At 73.6% G+C, this 11934-nt stretch carries 13 protein-coding genes; 2 read left to right on the top strand and 11 right to left on the bottom strand.

Features of this window, described 5'->3' with window-relative positions; all coding sequences use genetic code 11:
* The 6 genes from AC3EN4_RS17805 to AC3EN4_RS17780 all read right to left on the bottom strand — a co-directional run bounded on the left by AC3EN4_RS17805 (position 1) and on the right by AC3EN4_RS17780 (position 3660).
* On the bottom strand, positions 1 to 648 hold the full coding sequence (locus tag AC3EN4_RS17805; RefSeq protein WP_435206948.1) for a nucleoside/nucleotide kinase family protein: 648 nt from the start codon (positions 646 to 648) through the stop codon (positions 1 to 3).
* Positions 649 to 711: 63 nt separating this feature from the next.
* On the bottom strand, positions 712 to 1317 hold the full coding sequence (locus AC3EN4_RS17800) for a winged helix-turn-helix domain-containing protein (RefSeq protein WP_422740038.1): 606 nt from the start codon (positions 1315 to 1317) through the stop codon (positions 712 to 714).
* A gap of 259 nt (positions 1318 to 1576) precedes the next feature.
* Entirely contained in the window at positions 1577 to 2143 is a 567-nt protein-coding gene (locus AC3EN4_RS17795) for a winged helix-turn-helix domain-containing protein (protein WP_435206946.1), read from the bottom strand.
* 50 nt (positions 2144 to 2193) lie between these two features.
* Positions 2194 to 2682: a rhodanese-like domain-containing protein gene (locus tag AC3EN4_RS17790; RefSeq protein WP_435206944.1), complete on the bottom strand. Its 489-nt coding sequence runs from the start codon at positions 2680 to 2682 to the stop codon at positions 2194 to 2196.
* A gap of 37 nt (positions 2683 to 2719) precedes the next feature.
* Positions 2720 to 3175, bottom strand: a complete 456-nt coding sequence (locus AC3EN4_RS17785; protein WP_435206943.1) for a cysteine dioxygenase — start codon at positions 3173 to 3175, stop codon at positions 2720 to 2722.
* Positions 3176 to 3282: 107 nt separating this feature from the next.
* Positions 3283 to 3660, bottom strand: coding sequence for a cupin domain-containing protein (locus AC3EN4_RS17780; protein ID WP_435206942.1), 378 nt, complete (start codon positions 3658 to 3660; stop codon positions 3283 to 3285).
* Positions 3661 to 3723: 63 nt separating this feature from the next.
* Between AC3EN4_RS17780 and AC3EN4_RS17775 the strand changes: the two genes are divergently transcribed.
* Entirely contained in the window at positions 3724 to 4116 is a 393-nt protein-coding gene (locus AC3EN4_RS17775; RefSeq protein WP_435206940.1) for an ankyrin repeat domain-containing protein, read from the top strand.
* Positions 4117 to 4131: 15 nt separating this feature from the next.
* Positions 4132 to 5082, top strand: a complete 951-nt coding sequence (locus tag AC3EN4_RS17770) for a DUF3500 domain-containing protein (protein ID WP_435206938.1) — start codon at positions 4132 to 4134, stop codon at positions 5080 to 5082.
* A gap of 222 nt (positions 5083 to 5304) precedes the next feature.
* Here the strand turns inward: AC3EN4_RS17770 and AC3EN4_RS17765 are convergent, their stop codons facing one another.
* The 5 genes from AC3EN4_RS17765 to AC3EN4_RS17745 all read right to left on the bottom strand — a co-directional run bounded on the left by AC3EN4_RS17765 (position 5305) and on the right by AC3EN4_RS17745 (position 11924).
* Positions 5305 to 6063 carry a class I SAM-dependent methyltransferase gene (locus tag AC3EN4_RS17765; protein ID WP_435206937.1) on the bottom strand — a complete coding sequence of 253 codons (759 nt, stop codon included), beginning with the start codon at positions 6061 to 6063 and terminating at the stop codon, positions 5305 to 5307.
* Positions 6064 to 6254: 191 nt separating this feature from the next.
* A complete protein-coding gene (locus AC3EN4_RS17760) occupies positions 6255 to 6746 on the bottom strand; it encodes a DUF2231 domain-containing protein (protein ID WP_435206935.1) in 492 nt (163 codons plus the stop codon).
* A gap of 125 nt (positions 6747 to 6871) precedes the next feature.
* Positions 6872 to 7612 (bottom strand): GAF and ANTAR domain-containing protein, encoded by a 741-nt coding sequence (locus AC3EN4_RS17755; RefSeq protein ID WP_435207068.1) that lies wholly within the window; start codon positions 7610 to 7612, stop codon positions 6872 to 6874.
* A gap of 177 nt (positions 7613 to 7789) precedes the next feature.
* Complete coding sequence (secA2, locus tag AC3EN4_RS17750; protein ID WP_422740029.1) at positions 7790 to 10081, bottom strand: accessory Sec system translocase SecA2; 2292 nt, start codon at positions 10079 to 10081, stop codon at positions 7790 to 7792.
* Between the two features lie 76 nt (positions 10082 to 10157).
* Positions 10158 to 11924 carry an ABC transporter ATP-binding protein gene (locus AC3EN4_RS17745; RefSeq protein WP_435206933.1) on the bottom strand — a complete coding sequence of 589 codons (1767 nt, stop codon included), beginning with the start codon at positions 11922 to 11924 and terminating at the stop codon, positions 10158 to 10160.
* Positions 11925 to 11934 lie beyond the last annotated feature (10 nt).

Genomic DNA, 11934 nt, shown 5'->3' with positions numbered 1-11934 from the left:
TCAGCCCACGTCGGTGGCCTCGACGAGCGCGGGATGGCGGGGGTCGTCGGCGCGGACGACCACGTCGGCGAAGCTGGCGGGGACCACCTCGTCGGCGTACCGGTCGAAGGCCGCCAGGGTCCACCCCTGAGCGGGATCGGTGCGGCGTCGCAGCGCCGGCGCGGACACCTGAAGGTGGACGGTCACGTCGAACGGCAGCGCGCCGCCGAGCAGGAGCGCGCCGCTGACCAGGACCACGCCGCCCGGCGGCAGGTCGACGTACGCGGCCCGGCTGGCCCGGTCGGCAACCGGGTCCCAGAGCGACGGCAGCATCCGCCCGTCGCCGCCGGGACCGGCCGGGTCGAGCACCTCGCGGCGCAGGCCGGCCTCGTCGAGCCAGCCCTCGTAGTAGGCGTCCGGGTTGGTGCGGCCGAGTTCGAAGCGCAGCGACGCGGGTCGCAGGAAATCGGCGGCGCGGACGTGCAGCACCGGGCGGCCCCGGGCGCGCAGCGGGTCGACCAGCGCGGCGGCCAGCTCGTCCGGACCGGCGGCGGGAGCGCCGTCGACGGCGACCCGCAGCCGGGCGGGCTCGACGGTGGCCGAGGCGTCGGCGAGGCGGCCGGTCAGTTCGGCGACGAGCAGGTCGGGCGAGATGGGACGGATGCGCACCCGTCCATCCTGCCCGGGCGCGCGGACAGCGGTGACGGCCCGGCCGGTCGGACGGCTGGTGGGTCAGCCGGTGCGGTCGACGGTGACCCGCGCGTCGTCGGCCAGCCGGTAGCCCACGCCGTAGACGGTGGTGACCAGGGGTACGTCGACGCCGACCTTGCCGCGCAGCCGGCGCACGTGCACGTCGACGGTGCGCACTCCGGCGTGCTCGTAGCCCCACACGGCGTTGAGCAGTTGTAGCCGGGTGAAGACGCGGCGGGGGTGGGCGACCAGGTGCAGCAGCAGGTCGAACTCCAACCGGGTCAGCGGCAGCGGCTCGTCGTCCCGCAGCACCGACCGGGACGACGCCAGGATGTGCAGAGAGGGAATCGTGGGGGTGAGCGCCCGTACGGGTGAACGGTTGGCCGGCACACCGTCGGCGCGGCGCTCGGCCGGAACGGAGCTGGTGATCACACCCTCGCCGCGTTCGAGCAGCTCACGGGCGGCTTCGAGCAGCCGCAGGGCCGGCGGCGTCAGCGACTCCTCGCAGGTCAACGGGATGGACAGCGTCACGGTGAGCACGGGCGCGGCGGTGTTCGCCGGGCGGCGTTGACCGCCGGGAGGTCGACCGGGCACCGCGGGTTGGGACGTATGCCATCCGGCGCGCGACGAGGCGGGGCTGACCGACATGGTCCTCCTTGGGCTGGTCCGGGTATCTCCCCACGGCCCGGGACGCCGCTTCATCGATGCTTCCCGGCGCCCGGGCGAGGGTCAAGAGGCGGCTGCGTTGCATGAATGTGACAATTGACGGACGCATCGGAGCCAGACGCTCGCTCTGCGTACGAAGCCAGATGATTACAGCAGAGCCGCCAAGATGCCCCGTTACGGGGGTCCCCGTCCTGTTCACCATGCGGATGCCGCCGCCTTCACCGCCGGCCACCCGACCCGCTCAGCGGGTGTGGTCCACGCTGATCCGCGCCTCGTCGCCGAGGCGGTAACCCACCCCGTAGACGGTGGTGACCACCTCCGCACCGGCGAGCTTGGCGCGCAGCCGCCGGACGTGCACGTCCACCGTCCGGGCCACCGCGTGCTCGTAGCCCCAGACGTTCGACAGCAGTTGCAGGCGGGTGAAGACCCGGTGCGGGCGCTCGGCGAGAAAGAGCAGCAGGTCGTACTCGATGCGGGTGAGGGCGACCACCCGGTCGCCGTGCCGGACCGTCCGCGAGCCGGCCAGGATGCGCACGTCGGTGGGGTCGGCCGCCGTCGGCGGCTCGACGGCGGCGGGGCGCGCGAGCGGGCGCGGCGCCGGCGGTACGTCGTCGGTCGGGCCCGGCCGGCCCTCGCCGGCCTCGGCCAGCTCGCCGAGCAACTGCACCAACCGGGCCAGGCGGGGGCTCATCGGCCCGGGGGCCAGGTCGAGGGTGATGGTGAGGGTCGGGCCGGTACGCGGGCGGCCGACGACCCGTCCCGGGTGCGCGGGCGAGTAGGGACGGGTGGGGATCGCGACGACGGACATCGTGCCTCCTGAGATGCGGTACGCCCGCCACGCCCGGTGCGGCGTGGGGGTCAGCGGCGCGCCCAGCCGGCGGTGACCGGGGGCGCGAGGGGGGTTGCGCGGTGCAGGGGGGTCGGGCCGAGCGCGGGCAGGCCGGCGATGCGCCAGGCGGCGAACCCGCCGTCCACATCGGTGGCGCGGTGCAGGCCGATGTCCTGCAACGCGGCGGCGGCCAGCGACGAGGTGTAGCCCTCCTGGCAGAGGATCACCACCGGCACGTCGTAGTCGACGGCCTCGGGCAGCCGGGCCGGGCAGCGCGGGTCGAAGCGCCACTCCAGCACGTTGCGCTCGACGGTGAGCGCGCCGGGTACGACGCCGTGCGCGGCGCGCTGGGCCGCCGGTCGGATGTCGACCAGCAGGGCTCCGGCCCGGTACGCCAGGTGCGCCCGCTCCGGGTCCAGCCGGTCGAGCCGGGCTCGCGCGGCGGCCAGGATCTCGTCGATGCCCCGGGAGCCCGGCGGTGGCACGGGCGCCGGACAGTGCTCGGCGGTGAGCTGCATTATCGGTTCCTTCCGGGAGAGAGTGGGTTGGGGCGAATCACCAGGAGCGGCCGGCCTCGGCGACCTCGGCGGCGCGCAGCCGCCCGTCGTGCAGGTCGTAGCGGGTCATCCGGCGCAGGGCCGGCCGGTAGACGTGCACGCTGACCGCCGGCTCCGCGCCGCGGTTGGTGACCCGGTGGACGTGCCGGACGCCGAAGCGCCGGCCGGTCCCGGCGGGCAGCACCCGGGGCAGCAGCCGCCCCCGGCTCACCGTCTCCTCGGTGAGCGCGCCGGCCACCACGCGGAACGAGCCCGCGGAGCCGCCGTGATCGTGCAGGTCGGTGCCCTGGCCGGGAAGCCAGCTCAGTGCCCACACCTCGTGGTCGTCGGCGGTGGCGAGCCGGGCGTACCAGCGCTCGGTGGGATCGAAGCGCAGCGGGACCGGCCAGCCGGCCGGGTCGGCCCAGCGGGCGGCGACGGCGAGCAGATCGGTGGCCGGGCGATCGTGGGTCATCGGTGGTTCCTCGCAGGTCGGTGCGTGGGGTGCCCCCGTACTCTAGCCGGCAAAGCCTATAGGTTTAGTAGGTAATTCCACATGCCGGGACCCGAGCTGCATTTCCCTCAGCACAGGATTGGCGGCTCCACCCGGTAACCCGGCAGCGACGGCCACCGCACCGTCAGCACCACCGAAGCCCGCTCGGCGTACCAGGAGTGGTCCACCCCGCGCGCCCACACCACGTAGTCCCCGGACGCGGCCAACCGGACCGTCCGGTCCGGCAACTCCACCCGGAAACATCCCTCCACGAGCACCAGCAGGGTGGCGCGGCGCTCCCCCGTCGCCCAGCGCGAACGGGCCTCGCCGGGCGGATGCACGCCCCACTTCACCTCGACGTCGGTGCTGTGCCGGATCTCGCCCGGCGGCGCGAAGTGCCCGAGCAGCCAGCCACCGTTGCCGACGCCGTCGACGCCCGCGTTGCCCACGTAGACCGTCTCGTCCATCAGGCCCTCCCCCACCGTGCCGGCCGAGCAACCTATCAGGGCCGCGGCGGCTAGCCTGGACCGGTGAACGACGACCTCGACGCCGAGACCCTGGCGTTCGCGCACCGGATGTTCGACCTGGCCCGCGCGGGCGCCACCGAGGACCTGGCCGCCCAGGTCGACGCCGGCCTGCCGGTCAACCTCACCAACGACAAGGGCGACACCCTGCTGATCCTGGCCGCCTACCACTCCCACCCCGACACGGTGGCCGCGCTGCTGGACCGGGGTGCGGACCACACCCGCACCAACGACCGTGGGCAGAGCGCCCTGGCCGCCGCGGTCTTTCGCAGCAGCGCCGACGCGGTCCGCGCGCTGCTCGCCGCCGGAGCCGACCCGGCGTACGGCAATCCCTCCGCCCTGGAGACCGCGCAGTTCTTCGACCTGCCGGAGATGGTGCGGCTGCTACAGGCCGACTGACGGTATACAGAGGCGGTGGAAGATCCTCTGCCCGAACAGATGCGCGCCGCCGGCAGCGCTCTGCTGACCGCGCTCGACCCCGCGACCCGCGTCGACGCGACGTACCCGTTCGACGACGAGCCGGCCCGGCGCTGGCTGGAGTACCGGCCACGCCCGCGCCCCGGCGTCTGCCTCGCCGGGCTGGACATCGCCGGGCGCAAGGCCGCGCACCGGCTGCTGGCCACCGCGCTCAGCCCGTCGGCGTACGCCCAGGCCATGGCGATCATCGCCCTCGAAGAGGTGCTGGACCGGGCCGAGGGGTGGCGTCGCGGACGACACAGCGGCGACTACTGGATCGCCGTGTTCGGTGATCCGACGCGCGAGGACCGCTGGGCGTGGCGGCTCGAAGGGCACCACCTGTCGGTGACCATGACGGTGGTGGACGACCAGGTCTCGCCCGCGCCGGTCTTCTTCGGCGCCAACCCGGCCGCGGTGCGCTACGCCGGTCGGGCCGTCTCCCGACCGCTCGGCGTCGAGGAGGATCTGGGTCGCGCCCTGCTGGACGCGCTGGGCCCCGCCGGACGGGCCGCCGCGATCATCGCCGACGACGCGCCGACGGACATCATCAGCGCCACCCGCCCCCGGGTCGACGGGCCACTGGAACCCCTCGGCGTACCGGCCGACCGGCTCGGCCCCACCGGCCGGGCACTGCTCGACCAGATCGTCGCGCTCTACCTGGACCGGCTGCCGCCCGAGCTGGCCGTACCCGAGGCCACCCGCCTGGCCGGCAGCCCGCTGCACTTCGCCTGGGCCGGCCCGACCACCCCGGGGCAGCGCCACTACTACCGGGTGCAGGGCGACGACCTGCTGATCGAGTACGACAACACCAGCGACGACGGCAACCACGCGCACACCGTGCTCCGCCGCCCCACCAGCGACTTCGGCGCCGACCTCCTAGCCACCCACCACCAAACCCACCCCCACTAACAGTCCCCCTCCTTCTCCCCCGCCCCCGTCGATCATGGAGTTGCGGCGGGGACAAAGGATGCGCTCGGGCGCATAACGCCCACCACAAGTTCATGATCGGCGGCGGCGCGCTGTCTCTTGCGTCGATCTTGCAGTTTCTGTGGCGACCAAAGGTGCTGATGGGGGCATAACGCCAACAGAAAATGCAAGATCGGCGAGGTGATGGGGGCGCGGGGGCGCGGGTTAGGGGTGGGTTGCTTCTAGGAGGAAGCGTTGGGCTTGGGCTACGAAGGGGCCCTGCTCGACTATGCGGCGGTGTAGGGCCAGCAGGGCGGGGCGGTGGCGGTCCACGGTGAAGCCGGGCACTGTCCACACCACCTTGCGCAGGAACCAGACCACCGCGCCGATGTCGTGGAACGTCGCGCGCAGTGTGGCCCGGCGTAGGTCGACCACCGTCAGGCCGGCGGCCTCGGCGGCGGCCACCGCGTCCTCGGGGTGCCGGCTGTCGGGCGGGGGAAGCGGGCCGAGGATCGCCTCGCTCAACTCCCGCATGGTGCCCGCGCCGATCTGCTGCGACAGGTACGTCCCGCCCGGGCGCAGCACCCGGGCCGTCTCCGCCCAGTCGGTGCGTACCGGATGTCGGCTGACCACCAGGTCGAAGGCGTCGTCCCGGAACGGCAGTGCCGAGTCCGGCGCGACGGCCACCACCGTCGCGCCGAGCGGGCGCAGGTTCCGCCGTGCCACCGGGACGTTCGGCGGCCACGCCTCGGTGGCTACCAGCACCTTCGGCGGGTACGGGGTCTCGGCGAGCACCTCGCCGCCGCCGGTGTCGACGTCCAGCGCCGCGTGGGTGCGGGCCATCCGCTCACCCACCAGCCGGGCGTACCCCCAGGGTGGACGCTCCTCGGTGGCCCGTCCGGCCAACCACTCGAACCCCCAGCCGTCGACGGGCGCGGCGGCGGCCTCCGCGATCAGTTCCTCGGCGGTACGCGCGTCAGTCACGGCGCTCAGCCTCGCCGGCCCGCCGCCCGGGCGACAAGCCATTTACCCAGGGCTTGATCGACTCGGGGTTCTGGAAGCCGTCCTGTCATCGAACCGCCGACGCCCCGTCTTTCCGGAAGCCGAGTCGATCACGCGAAACCCGAGTCGATCACGCGAACCGAACCGGAGAGGGTGACGCGGCACAGCCCGCGTCACGGGCGGGGGCGGACGACCTCGACCGTGCCACCGGCGAGGGTGTCGAGGCTGCCGGTCTCGACGCGACCGCCGTCGAACTGGCGCATGAGCCGCGCACCCAGGTACACGCCGACCCCGCCGGCGGCCAGCGCGAGCAGCTCGGTGGCCAGGATCGCGGCCGTCGCGCCGCGATCGGGCGAGTGGGCGCGGACCAGGCTGGTGACCAGGAACAGGCCTGCCATGGCCGCGTTCACCAGGTTGAAGGCGATGGCGGTACGGCGGGTGCCGTCGACCGGCACGTCCCACAGGTCGACCATGCCCGCGATCGCCGTCATGGCGGCGGCGAAGAGGGCGGCGACGCCGGTCCAGTAGCCGACCTCGCCGAGGAAGACCGGCCCACCGATCACGTCGGTCAGGTCGAAGACCGTGGCGCTGACGAAGAGCCCGAGCGGGAACGTCACCAACATCGGTTGGATGGGGTGCCCCTGCACCCGCAGCCGGCTCTGCATCGGTCCTCCCCAGGGTCAGCGCAGTCCATCGGTACCAGACTGCTACCCGAGCCCTCGCCGGGTGAAACGATGCCGCCCGACTCGCCGCCGACCGGGAGAACGGGCATCACCGGGCCGGTCGGCGGTCAGCTCTCGCGGGGACGGGAGACCGTCCGGACGAGCCGCTCGGCCACCTCACGCAGCGGTATGTCCAGCGACGAGGCGGCGGTGCGCAGCACGTCCAGGGCCTCGGCGGCCGGGCATCCCCGCTGCGTCATGATCACCCCGATCGCCTGGCCCACCACACCCTCGTGCAGGAGCGACGCGTCGCGCTCACCGGCGAGCGCCTGCTGACGGCCCCGGTCCCGGACGGCGGCCAGCAGCAGACCGGCGTGTTCGGCGAGCAGCATCGCGGTGAGTTGGTGCTGCGGGGTGAGCACGTCGGGCGCGGCGGCGTACAGGTTGATCGCCCCGATCACCTGGTCGTCGATGTCAACCGGCGCGGAGATCACCCCCCGGACGCCGAGGTCGCGGGCGCGGGGCGTCCAGTCCGGCCACCGCGCCTCGCCGGTCAGGTCGACCGCGAGGATCATCTCGCGGCGTCGGATCGCCTCCATGGCCGGGGAGTCCGGTCCGTGGCGCAGGTCGTCGAGGCCGGCCATCCGGTCGTCGGAGGCGGCCACGCCGGCCGGCTCGCCGGCGCGCAGCGCGGTGAATCCGCACCAGCGCACCCCGGCCACCGCGTCGCGGGTGACCCGGACCAGCGCCAGCAGCGCCTCATCGAAATCGGTCAGGCCGATCAGGCCGGCGGTCAACTCCCGCAGCAGCGCGGCCGTCTCCAGCACCCCGAGTCGTTCGACCACCGGTTCCTGCGTGTCCAGGTTCACCGTCGCACTGCCCTCGTGTGCCCTCGCGCGCATCCGGACATCGTCGTCACGTGTGCCATCGTCTGCTCTCTTCCGCCTTGACCGACCCGCCCTACTACCCTCGCAAACCGGGATCGAAACGGCGCAAGGAGGGGCCTCCGCCCTACCCGGAGGTACGGCGGAGGCCCCGTGAGCCGATCAGCGTGAGGCGCCGCTGAGCCGCCGCCCGATCGAGGCGATCAGCCGGTCGAGCTCGGAGCCGAACGGGTTGTCGTGCACCAGGTACGTCCAGGTGGCGGTCGGCCGGACCAGGGTGCCGTCGTCGGGCTGCCAATCCTCATCGAATTCGGTCTCGGTGAAGGTGGCGATGGTGCGCGCCTCGATCTCCGGGACGAGGTTGTTGAACGCCGGCACGGCCGCCCGGTGGAACTCGTCGAGCGGGTCGAGCCGCCCCAGGGCCCGCAGGTGTACGCCCTCGCGCACCTCGGACAGCTCGGCCAGGTGCTCGGCCCAGAGCCGGTCCAGGTGGAACAGGGCGATCGACCGGGCCGCCCGGGCGAGCAGGTCCTCGTCCATCTCGCCGGCCTTCTCGGGCACCTTGTCCAGCAGCATCAGCGCCGCGACGTCGCTGGTGAGCAGCCGCTCGCGGCGGGCGGCGAGGGCCTTGCGCTGCTGCTCGATCACCACGCTGTAGCGCCAGGTGTTGCGGTGGATCTCGTGGTTGACGCCCTCGGCGACCCGCTGGGCGTGCTCCACCGCGTAGTCGACCTGCTCGTCGGTGACCAGGCCGTCCGCGTTCATCCGCGGCGACGGCGGCACCGCGTCGGCGGCGTGCCGGACGACCAGGTCGTCCTCCAGGCTGACGAAGAAGACCGAGCCACCCGGGTCGCCCTGCCGGCCGGCGCGGCCCCGCAACTGGTCGTCGACGCGGCGGCTGTCGTGCCGGCCGCTGCCGATCACGTAGAGGCCGCCCAACTCGGCCACCCGGTCCCGGTCGGCCTGGTCGCTGCCGCCGAGGCGGATGTCGACGCCCCGACCGGCCATCTGGGTGGAGACCGTCACCGCGCCGTACGCGCCGGCCTCGGCGATGATCGCCGCTTCCTCGTCGTCGTTCTTGGCGTTCAACACCACGCAGGACACGCCGGCCGCGTTGAGCCCGGCGGCCAGCGCCTCGGACTCCTTGACGTCCAGGGTGCCGACGAGCACCGGCCGCCCGGCGTCGTGGCAGCGGCGGATCTCGTCGATCAGCGCCTCGTCCTTCTCGGCGCGGGTGGCGTAGATCCGGTCCGGCTCGTCCTCGCGGATGCACGGCGTGTTCGGGGGGATCACCGCGACCTCGAGGTCGAAGAACTCCCGCAACTGGTCGCCGACCAGCACCGCGGTGGCGGTCATGCCGCACACCTTCGGGTAGAGCGCGATGAACGCCTGTACGGCGATGGTGCCGAGCACCTCGCCCTCGGCGGTGGCGTCCAGCCCCTCCTTGGCCTCGACCGCCGCCTGGAGCCCGTCGGGCCAGCGACGGCGCTGGGCCACCCGGCCGCGCATCTCGTCGATCAGCTCGACCGAGCCGTCCCGGACGATGTAATCCACGTCACGGTGCAGCAGGGTCTGGGCGTGCAGCGCCACGTGGACCGCGGAGAGCTGCTCGACGTGCTCCTCGTCGTACAGGTCGATGCCGAGCTTGGCCTCGACGGCGGCCAGGCCGGTGGAGGTGAAGGCCACGCTGCGCCCGTCCTCGGCGATCGTGTAGTGCCGACCCTTGCGCAGGCCGCGCACCAGCGCGGCGGCGGCGTGCACCGGGTCCTGCTCGCCGGGCACCGCGCCGGCGAGCACCATCGGCACCCGGGCCTCGTCGATCATGATCGAGTCGGCCTCGTCGATGATCGCGGTGGTCAGCACCGGCTGCACGCGGTCCTCGACGTCGGTGACGAGCTGGTCGCGCAGGTAGTCGAAGCCCGCCTCGCTGACCGAGACGTAGGTGACGTCGCAGGAGTACGCGTCGCGGCGCTCCTGTGGCGTGGACGCCTCGTTGACCCAGCCCACGGTCAGGCCGAGCAGCTTGTAGACGGGCTCCATCCACTGGGCGTCGCGGCGGGCCAGGTAGTCGTTGACGGTGAGCACGTGCACCGGCCCGTTGCCCAGCCGGACGTGCCCGTAAGCGGCGATGGTGGCGGTCAGGGTCTTGCCCTCACCGGTGGCCATCTCGGCGACCTTGCCGGAGAGCAGCGCCATCGCGCCGAGCAGCTGCACGTCGTACGGTCGCTGGTCGAGGCCCCGACGGGCGGCCTCGCGGCCGACCGCGCAGATCTCCTCGTAGCCGACGGCGGTGCCGGCGGCCTCGGTCAACTCGGCGTCGTCAAGCGCGGCGAGGTTGTCCTCGCGCGCCTCGATCGCCGGCAGCAGCTTCTCCAGCGGAGCAAGATCCACGGTTGATCCCGGGCGCTGGAGGAAACGCCGGAACTTGCTCTTGAACCGTTGCGACACACCCATGAGCGGCAACGGTACGCGATTCTGGCCGACACGGGCGGCCCGGCTGCCCGGCAAGTTGCCCGCGTCGGGGAGACCGTCAGGCGACCAGCAGTTGGTGGGTGGCCAACTCCCGGTAGAGGGGGTCGGTGGCGGTCAGTTCGGCGTGGGTGCCCACGGCCACCACCCGGCCGCCGTCGAGCACGACGATCTGGTCGGCGTCCACCACGGTGGCGAGCCGGTGCGCCACGATCAACAGCGTGCGGCGGACCGCCACCGCGTCGATGGCGCGGCGCAGCGCGGCCTCGTTGCGCGCGTCGAGGTTGCTGGTCGGCTCGTCGAGCAGCAGCACCGGCGGGCCGGCCAGCAGGGCCCGCCCGATGGCCAGCCGCTGCCGCTCGCCCCCGGAGAGCAGCACTCCGCCCTCGCCCACCTGCACGTCGAGGCCGAGCGGGGTGCGCTCGGCCAGGTGGGTGAGGTTGACCTCGTCGAGGACCTCGCGCAGCCGGTCGTCCGTCGCGTCGGGGGCGGTGATCAACAGGTTCTCGCGCAGCGTGCCGGCGAGCACCGGCGCCTCCTGCTCCACGTAGCCGAGCCGGGCCCGTAACGCGTCGCGGGGCAGCTCGCGCACGTCGACGCCGTCGACCCGGACCGCGCCGGCGCTCACCTCGTAGAAGCGCTCGACCAGGGCCAGCAGCGTCGACTTGCCGGCGCCCGACGGGCCGACCAGGGCGGTACGGGTGCCGGCCGGCACCGCGAAGCTGACGTCGTGCAGCACCGGCGCGCCCCCCGGGTAGCCGAACCCGACCCGGTCGAACTCGATCATGGGCACCGGCCGGCGCGGGGTCGTCGTCGCGGTCCCGGCCGTCGGTGCGTCCACCGCGCCCTCCGCCGGCACGGCCAGGATCTCCTCGATCCGCTGCAACGCGCCCAGACCGGACTGCAACTGGGTGTACGCGCGCAACACCTGACCCAGCGGCAACGCCAGGAGGAACAGGTACATGACGAAGGCGACCAGGTCGCCGACGGAGATCGCCCCGGCGGCGACCCGCGCCCCGCCGATGCCGAGCACCAGCAGGAACGCTCCCTGCACGGTGACCGAGCCGATCGGGCCGATCAGCGCCTGCACCCGGGCGACCCGCAGCCCCGCCGCGTACGCCTCGCGGGCGCTGCCGGCGACGGTGTCCGCCTCCCGGGCCTCGGCCCGGCTGGCCCGGATGGTCCGGGCCGCCGAGATGGCCCGTTCCACCGCCGAGGTCATCTCGCCGACCCGCTCCTGGGCGGCCCGGGCCAGCGCCCGGACCCGCCGGGCGAAGGTCGCCGCGAAGCCCAGCCCGAGGCCCACCCCGAGCAGGGTGACGCCGAACAGCAGCGGGTCGAGCAGCACCATCGCGGTGCCCGCCCCGACCACCATCACCGCCCCGGTGACCACCTCGAACAGCCCGGACGTGACCACCGCCCGCAGCAGGGTGGTGTCCGAACCCACCCGGGAGAGCAGGTCACCGGTGCGCCGCTGGTCGTACTCGGCGATGGGCAGCCGCAGCAGGTGGGCCGCCAGCCGTCGCCGGGTGCCCAGCACCAGCCCTTCGGCGGTGCGTTGCAGCAGGTAGTCGCGCAGCCCGCCGATCGCCGCGCCGAGCACCACCAGCCCCACCAGCACGACCACCAGCCACCAGACCGGGTGTGCGCGGCCGATCCGGTCGAGCACCGACCGGGTGAGCAGCGGCTGGGCCAACGACGCCGCCGAACCGGCCAGCGACAACACGCCCACCACGACGAGGGTGCCCCGGTGCTCCCGCAGGTACGGCAGCAGGGAGCGCAGGCCGACCGGTCGACTCTCGGGCGGCGGGGCCGTCGGGGTGCTCATGGGGCGAACG

It is taken from the genome of Micromonospora sp. bgisy143, assembly GCF_057708145.1.
This window is presented reverse-complemented; position numbering and strand designations above follow the sequence as displayed.

Excerpts from the sequence above, each read along its gene's own strand:
- AC3EN4_RS17800 (WP_422740038.1), bottom strand. The coding sequence starts at position 1,317 with ATGTCGGTCAGCCCCGCCTCGTCGCGCGCCGGATGGCATACGTCCCAA.
- AC3EN4_RS17795 (WP_435206946.1), bottom strand. The coding sequence starts at position 2,143 with ATGTCCGTCGTCGCGATCCCCACCCGTCCCTACTCGCCCGCGCACCCG.
- AC3EN4_RS17790 (WP_435206944.1), bottom strand. The coding sequence starts at position 2,682 with ATGCAGCTCACCGCCGAGCACTGTCCGGCGCCCGTGCCACCGCCGGGC.
- AC3EN4_RS17785 (WP_435206943.1), bottom strand. The coding sequence starts at position 3,175 with ATGACCCACGATCGCCCGGCCACCGATCTGCTCGCCGTCGCCGCCCGC.
- AC3EN4_RS17780 (WP_435206942.1), bottom strand. The coding sequence starts at position 3,660 with ATGGACGAGACGGTCTACGTGGGCAACGCGGGCGTCGACGGCGTCGGC.
- AC3EN4_RS17760 (WP_435206935.1), bottom strand. The coding sequence starts at position 6,746 with ATGCAGAGCCGGCTGCGGGTGCAGGGGCACCCCATCCAACCGATGTTG.
- secA2 (WP_422740029.1), bottom strand. The coding sequence starts at position 10,081 with ATGGGTGTGTCGCAACGGTTCAAGAGCAAGTTCCGGCGTTTCCTCCAG.
- AC3EN4_RS17745 (WP_435206933.1), bottom strand. The coding sequence starts at position 11,924 with ATGAGCACCCCGACGGCCCCGCCGCCCGAGAGTCGACCGGTCGGCCTG.